Annotated in this window: 17 protein-coding genes, 1 tRNA gene and 1 pseudogene; 8 read left to right on the top strand and 11 right to left on the bottom strand. The window is 55.4% G+C overall.

What is annotated here, in order from left to right; genetic code table 11:
• Positions 1–31: 31 nt before the first annotated feature.
• Together CIK74_RS00095 and CIK74_RS00090 are read right to left on the bottom strand one after the other, a co-directional pair.
• Positions 32–1,423: an MFS transporter gene (locus CIK74_RS00095; protein WP_096253674.1), complete on the bottom strand. Its 1,392-nt coding sequence runs from the start codon at positions 1,421–1,423 to the stop codon at positions 32–34.
• Positions 1,410–1,850 carry a MarR family transcriptional regulator gene (locus CIK74_RS00090; RefSeq protein ID WP_096253673.1) on the bottom strand — a complete coding sequence of 147 codons (441 nt, stop codon included), beginning with the start codon at positions 1,848–1,850 and terminating at the stop codon, positions 1,410–1,412. The genes CIK74_RS00095 and CIK74_RS00090 overlap by 14 nt, the downstream gene beginning before the upstream one ends.
• A 108-nt stretch (positions 1,851–1,958) precedes the next feature.
• Between CIK74_RS00090 and serB the strand changes: the two genes are divergently transcribed.
• The 3 genes from serB (at position 1,959) to CIK74_RS00075 (ending at position 5,661) form a co-directional block, all read left to right on the top strand.
• Positions 1,959–2,882 carry a phosphoserine phosphatase SerB gene (gene serB, locus CIK74_RS00085; protein ID WP_096253681.1) on the top strand — a complete coding sequence of 308 codons (924 nt, stop codon included), beginning with the start codon at positions 1,959–1,961 and terminating at the stop codon, positions 2,880–2,882.
• A gap of 160 nt (positions 2,883–3,042) precedes the next feature.
• On the top strand, positions 3,043–4,782 hold the full coding sequence (locus CIK74_RS00080) for a VanW family protein (protein ID WP_096253672.1): 1,740 nt from the start codon (positions 3,043–3,045) through the stop codon (positions 4,780–4,782).
• A gap of 72 nt (positions 4,783–4,854) precedes the next feature.
• Positions 4,855–5,661 carry a GNAT family N-acetyltransferase gene (locus tag CIK74_RS00075; RefSeq protein ID WP_096253671.1) on the top strand — a complete coding sequence of 269 codons (807 nt, stop codon included), beginning with the start codon at positions 4,855–4,857 and terminating at the stop codon, positions 5,659–5,661.
• A gap of 92 nt (positions 5,662–5,753) precedes the next feature.
• Here the strand turns inward: CIK74_RS00075 and CIK74_RS00070 are convergent, their stop codons facing one another.
• Both CIK74_RS00070 and CIK74_RS00065 read right to left on the bottom strand, forming a co-directional pair.
• Entirely contained in the window at positions 5,754–6,503 is a 750-nt protein-coding gene (locus CIK74_RS00070; protein WP_096253670.1) for an SDR family oxidoreductase, read from the bottom strand.
• Positions 6,504–6,542: 39 nt separating this feature from the next.
• Positions 6,543–7,265, bottom strand: coding sequence for a beta-ketoacyl-ACP reductase (locus CIK74_RS00065; RefSeq protein WP_096253669.1), 723 nt, complete (start codon positions 7,263–7,265; stop codon positions 6,543–6,545).
• 209 nt (positions 7,266–7,474) lie between these two features.
• On the opposite strand from CIK74_RS00065, the gene CIK74_RS00060 reads away from it, so the two are divergent.
• From CIK74_RS00060 to CIK74_RS00050, 3 genes are read left to right on the top strand one after another with little or no spacing between them, the layout of a single operon-like run.
• Positions 7,475–7,879, top strand: coding sequence for a DUF3099 domain-containing protein (locus CIK74_RS00060; protein WP_096253668.1), 405 nt, complete (start codon positions 7,475–7,477; stop codon positions 7,877–7,879).
• Positions 7,880–8,122 (top strand): acetone carboxylase, encoded by a 243-nt coding sequence (locus CIK74_RS00055; RefSeq protein ID WP_096253667.1) that lies wholly within the window; start codon positions 7,880–7,882, stop codon positions 8,120–8,122. It begins immediately after the preceding gene.
• The gene (locus tag CIK74_RS00050; RefSeq protein WP_096253666.1) at positions 8,123–9,031 is read left to right on the top strand and encodes an SURF1 family protein; all 909 of its coding nucleotides are present in this window, start codon (positions 8,123–8,125) and stop codon (positions 9,029–9,031) included.
• A 116-nt stretch (positions 9,032–9,147) separates the two neighbouring features.
• Here CIK74_RS00050 and abc-f read toward each other — a convergent pair whose 3' ends face one another.
• The 6 genes from abc-f to mptB (CIK74_RS00020) all read right to left on the bottom strand — a co-directional run bounded on the left by abc-f (position 9,148) and on the right by mptB (CIK74_RS00020) (position 17,173).
• A complete protein-coding gene (gene abc-f, locus CIK74_RS00045) occupies positions 9,148–10,749 on the bottom strand; it encodes a ribosomal protection-like ABC-F family protein (RefSeq protein WP_096253665.1) in 1,602 nt (533 codons plus the stop codon).
• A gap of 164 nt (positions 10,750–10,913) precedes the next feature.
• Positions 10,914–12,011, bottom strand: a complete 1,098-nt coding sequence (locus CIK74_RS00040) for a RelA/SpoT domain-containing protein (protein ID WP_096253664.1) — start codon at positions 12,009–12,011, stop codon at positions 10,914–10,916.
• 58 nt (positions 12,012–12,069) lie between these two features.
• Positions 12,070–12,849, bottom strand: coding sequence for a DUF2637 domain-containing protein (locus CIK74_RS00035; RefSeq protein ID WP_096253663.1), 780 nt, complete (start codon positions 12,847–12,849; stop codon positions 12,070–12,072).
• 131 nt (positions 12,850–12,980) lie between these two features.
• Positions 12,981–14,072 carry a VanZ family protein gene (locus CIK74_RS00030; protein WP_205738212.1) on the bottom strand — a complete coding sequence of 364 codons (1,092 nt, stop codon included), beginning with the start codon at positions 14,070–14,072 and terminating at the stop codon, positions 12,981–12,983.
• 84 nt (positions 14,073–14,156) lie between these two features.
• A complete protein-coding gene (mptB, locus tag CIK74_RS00025) occupies positions 14,157–15,653 on the bottom strand; it encodes a polyprenol phosphomannose-dependent alpha 1,6 mannosyltransferase MptB (RefSeq protein ID WP_096253661.1) in 1,497 nt (498 codons plus the stop codon).
• Entirely contained in the window at positions 15,650–17,173 is a 1,524-nt protein-coding gene (mptB, locus tag CIK74_RS00020) for a polyprenol phosphomannose-dependent alpha 1,6 mannosyltransferase MptB (protein WP_096253660.1), read from the bottom strand. Before mptB (CIK74_RS00020) ends, mptB (CIK74_RS00025) begins: the two co-directional genes overlap by 4 nt.
• 211 nt (positions 17,174–17,384) lie before the next feature.
• Here mptB (CIK74_RS00020) and orn point away from each other — a divergent pair, with 211 nt between their 5' ends.
• Positions 17,385–17,999, top strand: coding sequence for an oligoribonuclease (orn, locus tag CIK74_RS00015; protein ID WP_096253659.1), 615 nt, complete (start codon positions 17,385–17,387; stop codon positions 17,997–17,999).
• Positions 18,000–18,157: 158 nt separating this feature from the next.
• Positions 18,158–18,233: transfer RNA gene (locus CIK74_RS00010), tRNA-His, on the top strand.
• A gap of 80 nt (positions 18,234–18,313) precedes the next feature.
• Here the strand turns inward: CIK74_RS00010 and CIK74_RS00005 are convergent.
• A pseudogene (locus CIK74_RS00005) lies at positions 18,314–18,430 on the bottom strand (IS256 family transposase); the annotation flags it as partial.
• Positions 18,431–18,654: the final 224 nt, after the last annotated feature.

Genomic DNA, 18,654 nt, shown 5'->3' with positions numbered 1-18,654 from the left:
CACTAATTGAAAACACCATTGCCGATGTGGATTAAGACTCGTTGCTCTTTTGTTTGCGATAAAAGAAATGAACAGTCAGCGCCAGACCGAGCAAAATGCAGCCAATGGCGCTCACCGCGAAGGACAATGTGACGCCCTGACCTGTGGTGGCACCGGAAGAATCTGCGTGCATGGCGATGATCGCGGCGGAGACCGCAGTACCGAAGGAACTACCCACGGTGCGCAGCACCTGGTTGAAACTTACCGAGCTACCCAATTGTTCGGCCGCGACGCTCCGCGCGATAAGTGCTGGCATGGCCGCGTAGCTGGCACCCATGCCTAGACCAAAGACCAACATTCCCAGCAGCAGTTCCCACAGTGCGCCGTGCGCTAGCCAGAGGAACGTGGCGGCCGCTGCGAAGAGTGTCGCGCCGATGGGTAACAATGCGGGGTAGCCCACGCGGTGCCCGAGCCGGTGCACCAGACGGTTAGCGACCAAACTGCCTACCGATAGTGGCATGATGACAAATCCGGCCCACAAGATCGGTAGTGCAAGCCCGAAGTTAGTGGTTGCCGGTGCTTGAGCGACAAGACTGGCCACGGACATGCCGATGTACAGGGCTGCACCGAGACCGATGGCGGCGAAGTTAGCTAGCAGCACTTCGCCTTGGCGTAGTGTGCGCAGGTTTATTAGCGGGTGAGCTATCCGCAACTCGGTTTTCACCCAGATGAACAGCAAGATGATTGCTACTCCAAGTACCAGGACGGTACGAGCAGAAATCCAGCCCCAGTGTGAGCCTTCACTGATCCCCAGTAAGAGCAAGCCAAGGCCCGCGGCCAAGAGCAACGCACCGGCAAAGTCGAATTTTGTGCGGGGCACATTCTCATCAGGTCCGTCGGGCACGATCCGAAGCACCACAAAGATCACGATGAATACAAAAACCGCGGCAAACCAGAAGGCCCACTGAAAGCTAAACATCCCGGCGATGACCCCGGTCAGTGGATAACCGATGCCGATACCGGTGGCAACGGTGACGGATAACGAAGAAATCGCATGGTGCACGGTCTTGGGATCCGAGTAACGCCTAGCTAAGGCGATAGTCACCGGCACGATGCCATAGGTCAGCCCCTGCATGGCACGTCCTATGAGGAATATCCCGAAGGTAGGGGCCAGCGCCGCGAGGATGGAGCCAAGCAGAATGATCACCAGCGAATATAGCAGGAGCTTTTTCTTGTGCGGTCCATCGCTGAGCCTACCCATCACCGGGGTAGCCACCGCACCGGCTAGGAGGTTTACCGTCAACATCCATTGAGCTGCACTGACCGAAATTTGGTAGGTCGCTGCGATAGACGGAACTAAGAGCATCCCCAAGGAACTGACAATCGCGGTGGATAACGCCGCAAAAATTAATGTGGGGACAAGATTGGAATTAGTTCGATTCATGCCCACCGCGTGAAATATGAGTCAGTGCGTCGATTGCGTGGCGGATCGATTCTTGCTGTTTTGGAGCGAGATTTTTGTTGATCACGTCAGCGAGTACCGCCCGTGCCAGTTGGCGTTCGGCGTGAAGTTTTTGGGCCCCGGAGTCGGTCAACGCGAACCACGTACGGCGCAGGTCGCCCGGATCTTTGGTACGCACCAGAAGTTCCATTTCAACCAGCTCCTTAGCAGCCAAGGAGATCGCTTGTTGGCTTACCCCGAGCTTGTCTTTCATGGCGGCCGCCGTAATTTTGCCTTGTTCCTCAGCCAAACTCAGAATGCCAAGCTTCCCGGCGGAAATACTTCGAACCTTATTGAGCATTCCGAATAACGGATAAATGGCGTCAAGTAGGTCATCTGCAAGCTTGGCATCTGGTGGTGATGAGGTCATCTAAATATTCTACAACTAACTTGTACAAGTGGGTTGATGTTTTATCTCACCTCGTTTACTTCGACGTCATGTTTGGTCGTACTCGCTCGCACCACCGAAAATAGGTTCATGGCTTCAACTTTGACCCTCGTATCCCGCCCAGCACTCCCCCGTGATCGTTTTGATGAACTCCTTGCACAGCTGGTTAATCGACTCCCAGCCGCTGCCGAGGCAATTTTTAGCGTGCACGAGTCGGCTACACGCTGGGTCGCCAAGACCAGGATCGAAAACATTGACGCCTTAGACTTGCGCACCGAAGCTCTAGCTAGCTTTGACACTTTGGTTGACTCAGGATTTTTTTCCGCCGACGAAGCGTGCGTTACGGTTCTGGACAGCGCGCTGACCGATGCCAAGCGCATCTTGCTCTTGATGGACGTAGATTCAACACTGATCAAACAGGAAGTCATCGAGCTTCTCGCGGCCCACGCCGGACGCGAACAAGAGGTAGCGGCCGTGACCGAGGCGGCGATGCGCGGTGAATTGGACTTCGCCCAGTCCTTAATCCAACGCGTGGCAACGCTCAAAGGTCTACCGGAGTCGGTCCTACCCGAGGTTATTTCACGAGTCATTTACTCCGACGGAGCACGCGAATTAGTTCAGCGGATGCACGCGGCTGGTCACATAGTGGGTGTCGTTTCCGGCGGATTCCAGCAGATCCTTGATCCCCTGGCTCAAGAGCTGAAATTGGATCACGCGTTGGCAAATACGCTGGGAATTACCGACGGATTGCTTGATGGCACAGTTCACGGACAAATCGTTGACCGTGCGATGAAAGAAAAAATGCTGCGCGCTTGGGCTGCCGAACACGGAATCAGCATGTCAGCAACTATTGCCGCCGGCGATGGCGCCAACGACCTGGACATGGTCACCGCTGCCGGACTGGGTGTAGCGTTTAATGCGAAACCAGCCTTGCGCGAACAAGCCGGTGCGCGCATTGATTTTAGTCGCCTAGATGTGATCGCTGACCTAGTTTTAGACGACTTTGACGCGTGAAATCCAACAAGTAGATAACAATTTTGGTGTTTACCCCCACAACGCCATGTATCGGTTGTTCCAACAGTTAGTATTTCTTTTGGTGCACCGATGCGCGGCGAAGTAAAAATTCGCGTCTCGTGCCCGGCCCCAACCGCTTTTCGAAAGAGCTAACAGACAAGTGCAGACCCCCTCCCCGGACAGTTCCTCCTCGCCATCGCCAAGCAACCGGCCCAAGGACCAAGGCCGAAACAAGGCCAAGCCTTGGATCATCACTGGTTCCTGCGTGGTGGCGGCAGCAGCACTCTATTTCGGTGGCGCCGCACTCATTAGTGCCCAAGTTCCAGCGAACGCCAGCATCGCTGGGGTGAACATTGGATCAATGAGCCAGGATGATGCCCGAGCGGCACTGAACAAGTCAGTTGTTCCGCTAGCTGCAAAGCCTTTCGAAGTGCAGATCAATTCTCAGAGCTATAAGATGGATCCCGTCAAAGCCGGGCTGTCACTCAACGTTGACGACACCGTCGCTGATCTGACCGGCTACGAGGCAAACCCGGTAGAACTCATCGACCGTTTGACCGGTAAGTACACTGCGACCGCAAGCATCGACGTAGATCAAGACAAGCTGAATTCTCAGCTTGCGGCGCTAGCAAAAAAGGCTGACTCAAAGGTCACCGAAGGCGATATCACCTTTGCTGAGGGCAAAGCGAAACTGGTCAAGCCCGTAGATGGGGTGAGCCTGAAACAAGATGAGGCTGCTAAGGTCCTCACCAGCGACTGGCGGATAGGCGCACCGGCGATCGAATTGCCTAGCGAAATTGCCAAGCCTGAAATTTCCGAAGATACCTTGCAGTCTTTCTACGACGACAAGGTCAAAGCCCTGTTGAAGGACAAAGTCAGCTTAACTTCGGATAAGAAGAAGGTCGATATTTCGGCTGCGGCCATCGCGGAGGCTGCAAGTTACACTCCCAAGGATGGCGCACCAGCGATCACCTTGGATGATAAAAAACTCTTTAAAGCAGCTACGACGAATTCCGAGTTCAGTAGCACCGCAAAGAACGCACGTATTACCCTATCCGGCGGCAAGCCAACCATCACCAAGTCGACCACGGGTCTGGCCTTGGAGACTAAGGGATTGGGTGCAAAAGTCTTAGCAGCCACCGAAACTAAAGAGCGCACCGCAAAGGTTGTTCTCAAGACCTCCGAGGCTGACTTCACCACCGCGGATGCTAAGAAGCTGGGTATCAAGGAAGAGATCGTTGAATTCTCGACCCCGTATCCAACCTACGATAAGGTACGCACCAAGAACCTGCATGCCGGATCAGATCGCATCAGCGGGACCGTGATCAAGCCAGGGGAGAATTTCTCCCTCCTGCAGACCCTAGGCCCGATTACCGTGGCTAACGGCTACTTCAGTTCCGGTGTGGTCGAAAGCGGCTTTAGCACCGAAGCAGTTGGCGGCGGACTCTCTCAGATTTCCACCCAGCTATACAACGTCGGCTTCCTCGCCGGATATGACGACGTCACGCATAAGCCACACTCTCGTTGGTTTGAACGCTACCCAGCAGGTCGCGAAGCCACCCTCTGGGAGGGCCAAGTCGACATGGTGTGGAAGAACAACACCCCCTACGGCGTGATGATTCAGGCGTGGGTCAGCGGCGATCGTGTACACACGCGCTTGTGGAGCACGAAGTACTGGAAGGTTAGCCAGAAGAGCTCAGGCAAGTACAACATGACTAATCCTGAGACCCGGTATAACCCAGCCGATAAGTGTGTTTCGGAAAGTGGTGGACAGAAGGGCTTTAGCATCGACATCACGCGTAACCGCAGCACGATTGATGGCTCCAAAACCCTTCCGCCAGATGTTAAGAGCTGGACCTACCAGCCATGGCACAAGGTAGTGTGCGGCGAGAAGCCATAACTCAAAATTTCAAGGCGCCTTTTGAATCTTTCAAAAGGCGCCTTTTGTTCTTCAATCCTGCAGGAGGTTTTAGTGCAGTCACTTCTAGCCGCAGAATATCTAAACATTTACGATGAGCAATTGCGTACCGATGCGGAGACTCCCAGCGCCGTAAAGGTTCAGCGGCTAGGTGCCCTACGTCTGATCAATTTTACGGGCGGTCAAGGGTTTATCACCTACCCGCACATTGCGCATACCAGCGACACCAATCTGGCAGCCCTGGTCGGCGAAGCGCTCGCTTACTACCTGGAGCAGCCAGAAATCAGCGACGTCGAATGGAAGAGCCGGGGCCATGATCACGCGCCGGGACTGCACGAGCAGTTACTCGCACACGGTTTCGTAGCGGACGCTAGCGAGTCAATCATGGTCGGGCGAGCCGCCGATCTGAGTACCGAAACGCCGCTACCGGCTGGTGTCACGCTACGTCAGATCTTCTCCGAAGATGATGTTCGCGCGATGACCGCCATGCAGGACCAAACCTTCGGAGAAGCGGTATCAACCCGTCATGCCGAGGCGATTCTTCGTCGCCTGGCCACCGCGGATGGAATGCAACTGTGGGTGGCCGAGGACAGCACGGGAACAATACTTAGTGCCGGTCGACTCGAACCGGTTCCTGACACGGATTTTGCAGGAATCTGGGGTGGCGCAACCGTTGCGGCCTATCGTGGGCAAGGCATTTATCGGGCGCTGACCGCTGCGAGGGCACGGGCCGCCCTAGAACTGGGCAAAACACTGATCCATAGTGACTCCACCGAATATTCCAGACCCATTTTGGAGCGCTACGGCCTACTGAAGGTCTCCACCACTACGCCTTACCGCTGGAGCCGAACGCAGCATTAAACGGCGCTTACGGTGCAGCATAAAGGCCTGTCGTTCACCACCGGTGCGGGAGCGAACGACAGGCCTCAAAAAACTACTTGGCGAGCAGGTTCTTACTGCTCGGCCTGCTTCAGGAAGTCTCCGGCCCCACCAACAAGTTCGGTGTGTCCGGTTTCAACGTCAGCGAAGACCATCTTGGCAACTTCGGCACCAAATTCTTCAACCGAGTACAGCTTGCCGGCCGCTTCGCGACGCGCGTCAATAGCGCCTGGCTCCATGCGGTTGAGCAGCGTTGCGGTGATGGTGCCCTCGATCATGTCACCGGAGACGACAACAAAGTTGATATTCTTCTCTGCGAGCCTTGGAATGAATTCGCGTAAGGCATCTTCACCGGCGCGCTTGGACTGCGCAACCTGGTCGTAGGCTTCCATGGTGGAAACCTGTTTGATGAAGTGCGCCTGGTGGCTGGTCACGAAGACGACACGGCCGCCCTCGCTCATCGCTGGCAGCGCGGCTTCGAGCATTGCTACCTGAGCGTCGCGGTTCAAGCGCAGCGCGTAGTTCTCCCCCATCGAGGTTTCCATGCCGCCGGAGGCGTTGAGCACCAGTACGTCTAGTGTGCCGAAATTCTCCACGGCTGCGTCAATGAGAGCCTGTGGACCCTCGGTGGTGGTCAGGTCGGCGCCTACAGCAACGGCCTTGCCGCCCTTGTCTTCAATAGCTGCCACAATCTTGTTCGCACGTGGTGCCTTGGCGCGGTAGTTGATGACCACTCCGAGGCCCTCTGCTGCCAGTTCCTGTGCGGTGACCGCGCCGATTCCGCGCGACGAGCCGGTGACTATTGCACCCTTGTATTCGCTCAACTTTTTACTCCTTAGGTATATCAAAAATTGGGGGTAGTTTTAGTGGCCCATGCCAAGGCCGCCATCAACCGGGATAACCGCCCCGGAGATGTAGGCCGCTTCATCGCTAGCAACCCAGCGCACCACGTTAGCGACCTCTTCTGGCTCGGCAAAGCGGTTGGCCGGAATGGACGCGAGGTAGGACTTCTGAGTTTCTTCTGGAAGTACCGCGGTCATTTCGGTGTTGATAAAGCCTGGGGCCACCACGTTCGCGGTGATATTACGTGATCCAAGTTCGCGGGTCAGTGAGCGGGCAATGCCCACAAGACCGGCCTTGGACGCAGCGTAATTGATCTGGCCCGGTGAACCGTAGAGTCCAACCACCGAAGAGATCAGCACCACACGGCCACGCTTGAGGCGAAGCATGCCCTTGCTGGCTCGTTTAATCACGCGGAAGGCGCCGGTGAGGTTGGTGTCGATCACCGAGGTGAAGTCATCTTCACTCATGCGCAGCAGCAGCGTGTCTTTGGTTACACCGGCGTTGGCGATGAGCACTTCAACCGGTCCGTGGGCCGCTTCGACCTCTTTGAATGCTGCATCGATTGATTCGCTGTCGGTCACATCGGCCTTCACGCCGAGCAGTCCTTCGGGAACCTCGCCACTGCGGTAGGTGATGGCAACCTTGTCACCGTTGGCTTCGAAGGATCGCGCGATGGCTAGGCCAATTCCGCGGTTTCCGCCGGTCACCAGTACGCTGCGGCCGTTGGTGGTTTCCGTGCTCAATGTAATTCTCCATCCATGCCGTCGGCGCACACCATCGGTTACGGGGCACCAAAACAGACACTTTGCTTAGGTCAGTAGCTAGTCTGAAAACAATCCTATTAGTTACCCCGCAGTATTACAGCTTCGACGGCACGTAGAAATTCGGTTCTCACAGGCACAAGTGAGAGAATGAAGGCAGAAATAGCCCCGTTGAGCGAAGTTCGAAAGCTATGTCACACCAGCATGCGAACCATGGTCCGAAGGACCAGCCGGTTCACCGTATTACCGAAGCGCGCGAGTCACACACCTCGGAGCGTGACCTGCGCATACGCAAATACACGATTTCCATGACCGTGCGTATGCTGTGCTTCATCTTGGCGTTCTTCTTTGAAGGGTGGGTACGGTGGGTACTGCTCGCCGGAGCAGTGATCCTGCCCTATATTGCCGTAGTCATCGCCAATGGCGGAGCAGACCTGACTAGGCGCGAACCTCCCGCAGAATTTTATAGTGGCAAGGAGCCGGAACAGATCGAAAATACGGTCCGGCCAACTGTGGTGGACGAACCAGAGATCGTGATCATCGAGGGCACACTGACCGATACTGCTCCCCCGTCCGATACGTCTAAGGAGGCATAAATGGATCTTCTCGGTTCATTAGCAGGCGCGAGTTCTGCGCCTACCGAAGTTCAATGCTCGCGTAAGGGATGCCGGGCGCCGGCAGCTTTTCAGATTTTATGGAATAACCCAAAGATTCATACTCCCGAGCGCCGAAAGATCTGGTTGGCCTGTACTGAGCACCGCGAGTGGTTAGAAACCTATCTGAAGGAGCGTTTGCTCTATAAGGAAACCCTGCCCATGGGCGAAGGAGCTACTCAGTAAATGTACCGTTTTTTGGCCAGCACCCGCTGGGTTGGCTGGTTGCTACTCGTCGTCATTTTTGCTGCAGCCTGTGCGGGGCTAGGTAAATGGCAGTCTGACCGTCGCACCGAAGTGCTCACCAGCATTTCCCACGTGAACAACAACTACGACGCCACACCTGTTTCCGGTGATCAGGCGCTGGACAAGTTTAATTCATTGCCTGAAGAAGACACCTGGATGACTGTTGAGCTCACCGGTCAGTACCTCAGCGATGACACGCGTATCGTGCGCAACCGGATTAAGGCCTCCCGCCCGGGTTATGAGGTGCTGGTTCCGTTCCGCACCGAAACCGGCACTACGGTAATTATCGACCGTGGCTTCCTACCTATCGGCAATTCCGAAGGCGGTCGCCCCGATACGGTTCCCGCTGCTCCTGCCGGAACGGTCACCGTGAACGCACGTTTGAAGGCCGGCGAGATCAAACTGGATCGTGGGGCCCCCGATGGCCAGCTCGCATCCATTCATCTGCCCGCCTACGCCGCGCAACTCCCCTACCCGATCTCCGAAGGTGCCTACGGCATCATGTATGAGGAAGATCCGGCTCCGGCCACAGCACCACAGCCCTTGGATGCACCGGACACCGATGAAGGTCCGCACCTTTCCTATGAGTTCCAGTGGTACTTCTTTGGGATCTTATCCTTCGTCGGCTTCTGGTACGCGGCGAAGCAACAACGCAAGATCAATGCCGAAGACGCTGCCGAGCTCGCCGAGGCGCAGGCGTTGGGCTTTGAAGAACCAATTCACCGGGTCCGCAAGCTACGTGCGAAGGAAGAAAAGAAGTTCCGTCGCGACGGGTCGCTGACCGATGAGGCCTATGAGGATCTCATGCTTGATGAAGATCCGCCGAAGGACGGCGACAAACCCCAGTAAGGCGACAAGCCCACGACCACCGGTCGTGGGCTTGTCCTTTAGCATCAGGGCAACACAAAAGCCGCGGGTCACCATCCTTAGAGAATGGTGACCCGCGGCTTTTAAGCTGTACTGGCTTAGGTCAGTGAGACCAATTCCAGATAGCCCTCGTTGAACAGGTCCTCGTCGCCATCAGGCAGGATGACCACACGCTCGGGCTTCAGTGCCATCACGGCGCCCTCATCGTGGCTGACCATCACTACGGCGCCTGGGAAGCTGGATAGCGCACCAAGTACCTCGGCGCGCGAGGCCGGGTCAAGGTTGTTAGTAGGCTCATCGAGTAACAGCACGTTAGCGCTGGAAGCCACGATGGTGGCCAAGGCCAGACGGGTCTTCTCACCACCGGAGAGTACTCCGGCTGGCTTCGAGACGTCATCGCCAACAAACATGAAGGAACCAAGAATCGAACGCACGTCGGCATCACCGAGGTGATCCGGGGCGTTGCGACGCATATTTTCAAGCACCGTCGCGTCTGGATCCAGGGTGTCGTGCTCCTGTGCGAAGTAACCGATCTTTAAACCGTGTCCCGGGATGATCGTTCCGGTATCTGGCTCCGAAACTCCGGCAAGCATACGCAGCAAGGTGGTCTTACCCGCGCCGTTAAGGCCCAGGATTACTACCTTTGAACCCCGGTCGATAGCCAGCGACACATCGGTGAAGATTTCCAGGGATCCATAGGCCTTGGATAGGCCCTCGGCCATCATTGGGGTCTTGCCACAAGGGGCAGGATCCGGGAAGCGCAAAGCTGCAACACGGTCGTTCGCGCGCACTTCTTCCAGGCCCGAAAGCATGCGGTCAACTCGCTTGAGCATCGATTGCGCGGCGGAAGCACCGGAAGCACGAGCCTTCATCTTGTTAGCCTGAGCCATCAAGACCGAAGCCTTCTTCTCAATGTTGCCGCGCTCGCGCTTACGAGCACGCTCATCGGTTTCGCGCTGGGTCTGGTAACGCTTCCAGTTCATGTTGTACACATCAACGGTGGCGCGGTTAGCGTCAAGGAAAAGCACCTTGTTCACGGTGGCATCCAACAGGCCGGTGTCGTGACTGATCATCAGCACGCCGCCGGTGTAGTTCTTGATGAAGTCACGTAACCAGGTGATGGAATCGGCATCCAAGTGGTTAGTTGGCTCATCGAGCAGCAGCGTTTCGGCGTCCGAGTAAAGGATGCGGGCAAGCTCCACACGGCGGCGCTGGCCACCGGATAGGGTGCGCAATGGCTGCTCAAGAATACGTTCTGGCAAATCCAGGTTAGAACAGATGGCCGCGGCTTCGGATTCGGCGGAGTAGCCGCCGGCAGCCATAAATTCGGCTTCCAGACGGTCATATCGGCCCATGGCCTTCTTCGCTACGGACGCGTCATCGCTAGCCATCTCATCGCGGGCCTTAGCCAGCTTATTGAGTACAACGTCTAGGCCACGAGCGGCGAGGATACGGTCCTTCGCCAGCTGCTCCATGTCTTCGGTCTTCGGATCCTGTGGCAGGTAGCCAATGGAACCCTTCAGCGAGACGTTACCGCTAGCCGGCTGGGATTCTCCGGCCAAGACCTTGGTCATGGTGGTCTTACCGGCACCGTTTCGACCCACCAGTCCGATCTTGTCGCCCTTGTCGATGCGGAAATTTACTTCGTCCATCAGCAAGCGGGCGCCGACGCGTAGCTCAAGGTTGGCTACGGAAATCATATGGTGTGGCCCTTTCAAAACGGGGTAAGGAAAAACTATTCGCCCATATAAAGGGCAACTTGTCTATCCTACCGGTCGTATAGGCGGGATCAGGCTTACTGTGTGCGAACCAACATCTTAACGCTCACTGCCCGGCACCCAATATTGGGTGCCGGGCAGTTGTGCTAGCTGCGCTGCGTGGAGCGGAAGTCTTTCATTTGGATCAGTCTGCGACGAAGCGAGGCTTCGCGTTTCAAATCCGAGCCACTGGTCTTATCGATATGTGCCTTGCCAAAACGCCAAAGCAACACGTCGTCAAGCAGCCTATCTGGCCCCGGAGAATACCGGTGATCCAGTGCGGCACGGACCTCGGTGACTACATTTGCATCCAAAAGTTCAGCCAGCTGCCAGGTCTGATCGATGCCATGGGAGCCGAGCAATTCGGCGGCCCAGGACCAGTCATCGTCGCGCTTGCGGTCCACGTGCGGAAGCAGGGTCTGCCAGATTTCGCCGATTTTTTCGCCGGTCAGCTTCTCGGTGCCCAAGCCTTCACGGTCGTGATATCCATTCATCCGATGGTAGAGATCATCGATGTCGGTGAAGTAGTTTTCCACCGTTTCGAGCATGGCCGCGGTGGCGGTGAAATGCCTGTCGATCTGCGGGTTCCACGCGGCTTCTCCAGGATGCTTAAAGCGGATGTCATGTTCCATCTCGCTCCATGCGTGCTGGAGCACCGTGCGGATCTGCACCTCAAAAACGAAGTTGCCGCTGGGTACCACTGGTTTACCCAAAGCCGTTTGGAACCTAGACACGCTCGGTTCATTTCGGGTTTTGAGCAGCAGGTGCCGTGAGGAGTAACCATAGGTTCCGGATTCCACCGAACCGATGTCTTTCTCACGATCGCTGCGGCAATCAAAGTCCTCGCGGTGCGCCTTGATCAGCGTGGCTACCTGCTGGATTTCATGGGGAAGCATCACGATGATGCGCAAACCCACCATGTCGTGGATTTCCCGGAGCGGGTTAGGGAACTCCAATACCGGGTTTGAATCAGGAGTTTCCTGTAACTGGCGCGAAGCCTTGGCGCGGAAAGACTCGGCGGTTTTCACCCGCCCGGTCACAAACAAGGGTTGCACTTCACTATCAATAAATAACGAGCGAATTTTTGATTTCATCGCCCGCAGCACCTCATCGAGTTCCTGCCCCACGCTTTCAAAACGAGACACCGCCTCGTCGATTTGTTCGCTGAACTGTTCCGGTTCGGTGTTGCTGGTCAATTGATCCATGGTGGTGCCTCCTAATGTGCTGAAATGCCGTGGGTGATCGATGCGGTGCGCGTCCTAGCTATGGGCGAGTCAGGCGCTTAGCCATGTCCTCGTACAACGGGGCTTTGTCTTCGCCAGCCTGCTTAGTAGCGGTCGCAGGCTTAGCGGTTGCCGGAGCCGCAGCTGGAGCTTGAGCCTGCTTCAGCGGGGTGACCTTTTCCGAGCGCGACTGAGCGATGGCCTCGGCGCGGGCTCGGGCGATGGCATCCTGGTGCTCTTGTTCCAGCTGAGCCACTCGCTCGGCTTCCGCCTGCTGTGCATCAGAAAGTGCCGAGTTGTAACCGTCGTCGTAGGCGACGCCGTACTTCTCTGCGTTGATCTGCTCTTCGTCATAGTCGAAGGCGGCGCGAAGCTTCGCAGCTTCAGACTTCTTCTGGTACATGTGCACGGTCAGGTGGGTGATGGCCAGCAACACGATGGGTGGCATGGCCGCAACGAGGGCCGATACCAGCGGTGGCACACCGTTAACGATGGAATCCACGGTAAGGATCGCGTGGGTGGAGTTTGCTGCGGTCGAGACGATAGCGCCGAAGAACAGCAAAGACCACGGGTAGATCATGGCTTTACGATTGAAGCCGTTCAGCGCCACGATGGCAACGGTGGCCGCCACGATCATGCCGTCAATGATGATTGGCCAGATCCAGGCCAGGTTCGCCTGAATGCCGGAGCGTTCGGCCAAGTCGGTTAGCGCCGCGAAGGATAGTACGAATGCACCAATCGCGATCAGGACCGTGGCTCCTACGGCGGTGCCAAGGACGGCGCGGTGCGGTTCGTGCGGAATTTCTTGCTGAGTATCCATACTGCGGGGCAGGCCTAACTTTGGAGAGATGAATCGGAACGTCTTAGAAGCGAATGTGGTTGCCAGTCGTATCGGGTACCGGCCACCGGGACTATTTTAGCCCCATCAGCTGACAGCTTGGTGGTGAACGATTAGTGAATTCGCCGATCAATGAATCTGGTGCCGGTGAGCCTACCGGCTATTCCGCGGCCGGCCGGATCGCATAAGAGGAAAATCGAGCTCAGCAGCAGGTAGCCAAGTACCAGTGCACTGAGCCAGGCCCAGGGGCTTGCAGCCCAGATGCTGTCGGCAATTTGGAAAGCGAAAGAGATTCCGCCGAGACCCAGAATGCTGCGCGCCACTGCCTGCCATGCAGGTGCTGGACACGTGCCATGTCCGGCCACTCGAATCCAGGCACAGCGCTGCCCTAGGCTCGCGCGGCCTGGCATCAGGGTTGGAAGCAAGAAGACCAGCAGCACCGAGATCGTGGGAATCCACCGCTGCGTCAGGTTGTAGGAGGCCTGCGGGGCTCCAAGTTTTTCGGCGATCTCCAGCACGAAGGTGGTGAGCATCACCAGCCCAAGGACAAAAGCGATATCGAAGCCGTTGGCCATAAAGCGGCGAAGTCTGGTGACCTTACGCGGTCCGGACTTCGCGGCACTTTGTTCTCGTGGTCCGGTAAGCCACGCAAAGATTGGCAGGTAAGCCACGATGGATCCAAGCAGCGCACCGAAGGTGTTCATCAGTAGATCATCGACGTCGGCAACTCGGTAGGCGCAGGTATACAGGCCCCAAATTCCGGTGTACTGAGTCAGTTCGATGGCCAAACTGGCGGTGAGCCCGATGAGCGTGCCCAGAAATACGTTGCCACGCAGCCAGCGGACCGCCAGGATACCGAGCGGCATGAACAAGATCACATTAAAAAGGACCTGCCAGAGCGTAAAACTGGTCAAAAAGTGACGCATCCCCAGTTCGTAGGAGAGCGCAAAGTCATTGAGGAAGTTCAGCGGTTGCAGCTGCGGAACGGCTACCCCGGGCCGACAAAATGCGTTACGTGTTTCGGGTAGCGGCAGCATGGTGTAGCTGAAGAGGCCAAACCCGTAGATTACTGCGGCACCGGTGGTCAGCGTCCGTCGCCACGATAGGCGTCCATGGCGGTGATACTGGATGGCGAGCAGGAAAATACCGGCTGCGCCTAAGAAGAGGACACCGCCAAGCATGGCGATAGTCGCGGGCCAAAACATCGTTTGCATATTTCTATCTAAGCCGAGAAAAATGCGCACAACCTGTGACGTCTGGTGTGAGCCCAGCTATTGTTGGCTGGATGCTTACTGAATGGAAGCTGGTCCTGTGTCTCCACTCAGGACAGTGCGAGTTTTCGGGTCGAAGCGGAAAAGGCCGGCAAATAAAGCCACCGCCAGTACCGCCGCAAACACCCGCATCAACCACACGATGTGCCACTGCTCAATGGATAGTTGATCCACGAAGACCACCACAAGAATAAGGCTAGCCAAATAGATCATCAGCTTCTCGGAGGACCACGAGACACGGTGTGAGATCGCGAAGAGCGCGATCATCCACAAGATGTACCAGGGCTGAATGATCGGGGCGAGCAATATCACTGCAGATAATGCCCACGCGGCCAGACGCACCGGCCGAGAAATATCTTTAGCCAATGAAAGCCACGCCACGATCACCACAGAAACAAGCTGAAAAATAAGCACCACGATGCTCTGTGTCAGGCTCGCCGAGCCGCCCAACACTCCCACCAGCATGCCAAGCAACCAACCAATCAAGCCCACCGGAGCGTAGGGGAAGGCTGCGTCTCCGGCGGTGAACATGGCCGGCAACCATCCAAACCAGAGGTTCGTCACCGCGCCAATGATAGTTAGCCAGATCAGGCAATAGCAGAATACCTTCAGCCAAACTATGCATTTAGCGCGCAATGACTTATCGCGACCTAACAAGATCAGCCCTATAAATGGCAGCACCAAGAGCACAATCGGTTTCACAGACACCGCGATAGCTAGAGCCAACGTGGATACCAAAGGACGACGGTCATAGGCCAATGCGAAAGCGCTAAACACTCCGGCAATCATCAACGCGTCGTTGTGTGCGCCACCGATCATGGTCAATAAAAACAGTGGATTTCCTACAATGGCCCAGTTAGCCCAGTTTGGATTCTGCCCCATTTTTTTCGCTAGTTTGGCGGTGAAGTGAAAACAGCCGATGACCCCGAGCAACGCGGTAATGCGCAGCAGCCCTACTCCAATTTCAGGAACCCCGTTGGAGACAAAATAAATAATTCGTGAGAGTACCAAGAAGAATGGACCATAGGGGGAAGGCGATTGTGCCCAGAGCCCGTCCGAGCCACCTTCAAACCAGCCAGGCAAAGCCGAAATACCCTCATGATATGGAGACTTATCGGCATGAAGCATTCGACCTTGTGCCAGATACGAGTAAACATCTCGGCTGAGAATTGGGAAGGAAAACATCAATGGCGCCGTCCACTTAACGAACAGTTGCGCCAATTGTCGTGAGCTGATCAGTTGTGCAGTATCAACCAGCGGACGAGCGAGAATCCAAGCTCTGGTCAGCCATGCCAGCCCTGCCGCCATCAAGATGATGCAACTAATAACACCCCATGATTCGGTGCGGAATTCAATAAAAAATCCGCTGCGAGCGAGCGGGGAGAGCTGACTACGCGGAAACCAGCCGATGCCCCAAGAAGCCACGGTGATCATCACCGAAGCGGCAAAGCCTTGCCAGCCCAGAGCTTTCAGCGACACGCCACGTCGCATTAGTTTTTGCACCAGCAAACTCACTTGACTTTCTTTTTCAGCCAGTTTGTGGAGCTCAGGAGCTCGGGACATATTTTTTTAGTCTTGGGATCTAAAAAGACCAGATACAGCGCACAGAGGATCGAAATTCCCCAGGAGATCAATTGCACTCGTGGCACCAGGTCTTCTTGGAGGAACTGCCAGACAAAAATTTGATCCGCAGCTTGGTAGGCCAAGAAGAATATCGTGGTGAGGTGCAACCAGAGCATCTGCCAGTCATCACGTAATCCGGTCGCCGCGAAGAAGGGCAACAACCACAACAAATACCATGGCTGGATTACCGGAGAAAGCACCACAATTGCCGCATATGCAATGCCCATGCGTTGGACCAGATGTGAGTACTTCCCACGGAACATCAGAACAATAGCAAGACCCACACCGAGCAATCGGCCACCATTTTTTATGACCGACAGTACCCAGTCAGTTTCCATGCCAAATGACCCAAAAATGCCCTGCAATGCGATGGTTAACATCCCTAGAGGAGCAACAACAGAGACACCAGTACCGGTGTAGTTCAGCAACACACTGAGCCAACCAAACCAGTAGCCATTCAGCCAGCCCACAAGGGTCATCAGAACCAAGAATATGGAACCGGAGTAGAACCAATACAGGAATCGGCGCGGCCATTTGGCCTCCGGACCTGCCCAGAGCAAACCGATAAACGGCAGCAATACCAGAGTTATTGGCTTGACGCCGATAGAGGCCGCGAGCACCACAATCGCCCAAAAGCCGTGTCGTTTACAAGCCAAGTACACGGCCCACACCGATAGACCCGTCATCAGCGCATCATTATGCGCACTGGCCACAAAATTCACTAGGAACAGCGGGTTCGCCACGGTCATCCACGTCGCTTTGGCGCCGGAAACCGAATGTAGTTCGGCCAGCTTGGGCACATATCGCAGGCATAGTAGGACACCGATGACCGCGATGGCGCGGAAGGCAAGAACAGCCGCATCGGTAGACCCGCCAACGATGTTGACGACGATGTATTCAATGGTCAAGAACAGCGGACCATAGGGGGTCCCGTCTTGAGCCCACATGGTATCGGCACCTAGCTGGAACCAGTTATTCAGACTTGAAATGCCATCTACGTAAGGATCTTGTCCGGCATCAACTAGACGGCCTTGTCCAATGTAAGCAAAAACGTCGCGGCTCATGATGGGAAGGGCGATAAGCATTGGAATGCTCCAGAGCATCACCGCGCGCTGCACAATCTTGAGCGATCCTTTGCCCCAGGTTTTTAGCTTCTGTCCTAGGCGCCACCACGCACGGAAAAGCAACCAGCAACCAAGCGTCAAGAGCATCACGCAAATGGTGACACCGGCAGCCTCGGTTCGCACCATGATGAAAAATGGATCGCGGTTCAGCGGTGAAACACTGGCCAACCAGCCCGTACCAAAGGATCCGAAGAGGATCATCGAGGAGCCGATTATGCCGCTAAGCAATGTCTTATTTACACCAGCGTATGGTTGGGGAGCTAGAACTTCTGCCTTACTAGCGGACACCGTGACACCTCGTGCTGGATTGGACAAAAAGTTTGTTTAAAAAGATTGACGTTGCATCCGGTTAGCCAGCAGTAGGCCCATCGTTCAACGTCACGAAATCTCCCATGATTTTAGCATCGCCTGCTATGTGCTTACCGGCGTGACACTAAGATCACTGATGCTTTCATGCCGTGCGCTGCCCCACAAGCTGTCCAGAGGGTAGATTGGTTCCGTGGCTAGTAATTCAGAAAAAATTGTATGGATCGATTGCGAGATGACCGGTTTAGATCTGGTCCGTGATGCATTGATCGAGGTAGCGGTACTGATTACCGATTCGGATTTGAACATCATCGACGAGGGTATCCAGGTGGTCATCAAGCCTAGCGATGCGGCTCTGGCACAGATGGGTGACTTCGTTCGCAATATGCATCAGGTCTCCGGCTTGTTGATGGAACTGGACGGCGGTATGCAAATGGAGCAGGCGCAACGTCTGGTGATGGATTACATCCGTAAACACGTCCCAGAGCCCAACAAAGCCCTGCTTGGAGGAAACTCGGTAGGCACCGATAAGAACTTCTTGGCCCGCGACATGCCAGAGATCATTGATCACCTGCACTACCGTATTATCGACGTCTCCACCTTGAAGGAATTGAGTCGACGCTGGTTCACCAAGGCGCACTACGCGGCTCCCGCCAAGACGGGCAATCACCGCGCGCTAGGTGATATCCAGGACTCAATCGACGAGCTTCGTTACTACCGGGCCGCCATCATGGTGCCCTCCCCCGGACCAACTACCGATCAGGCACGCAAAATCGCTACCCAGATCAGTACCATCGACGAAAAGTAATCACTAGTCAGACCCCTAAAATGCAGGTGATACACAACACAGCACTTTAGGGGCCTTTCAAGTTGGCACTCACCCCCTCGATATGTGTATAGTATTTCTCGTTGCCAGATACGAAATTGGTTCGCAAAAGCGGAGTGACTAGTGTCGAAGCGATCATGGTGGGTATAGCTCAGTTGGTAGAGCGTCTGGTTGTGGTCCAGAAGGTCGCGGGTTCAAGCCCCGTTACTCACCCCAGACAAACGGTCTGATTCGAAACAAAAGTTTTGGATCAGACCGTTTTTTGTTTAACGTCAACGTGTCCAAACGGATATTGTGCTGGACGCGCCGCAGTTTTTGCATCGCCATCGGGTGCGTCCAGCACTGGTTTTCCCGTTTTTGACTTGTTTGTTTCCGCATGCATCGCAGACGGGTTGATTCGCAACTTTTGCCACGGTACATGCTTACAAAGCATGTACTGGTGGTGTTAGTCCTAGTGGTTATTTGTTTTGAGAGGTTTCTGTACACACATTTTGGGACTTACCCCCCAAACGTAGCTAACATCCCGATTATTAGTTTCACCCCAGATGCATGTATAGTATTTCTCGTTGCTTGAAATCAGTTCGGGAGCTTCTAGCGTTCCGACTAGTCACTAAGTAATCATGGTGGGTATAGCTCA

Source organism: Glutamicibacter sp. BW77, assembly GCF_002332285.1.
Classification (GTDB): Bacteria; Actinomycetota; Actinomycetes; order Actinomycetales; family Micrococcaceae; genus Glutamicibacter; species Glutamicibacter bergerei.
This window is presented reverse-complemented; position numbering and strand designations above follow the sequence as displayed.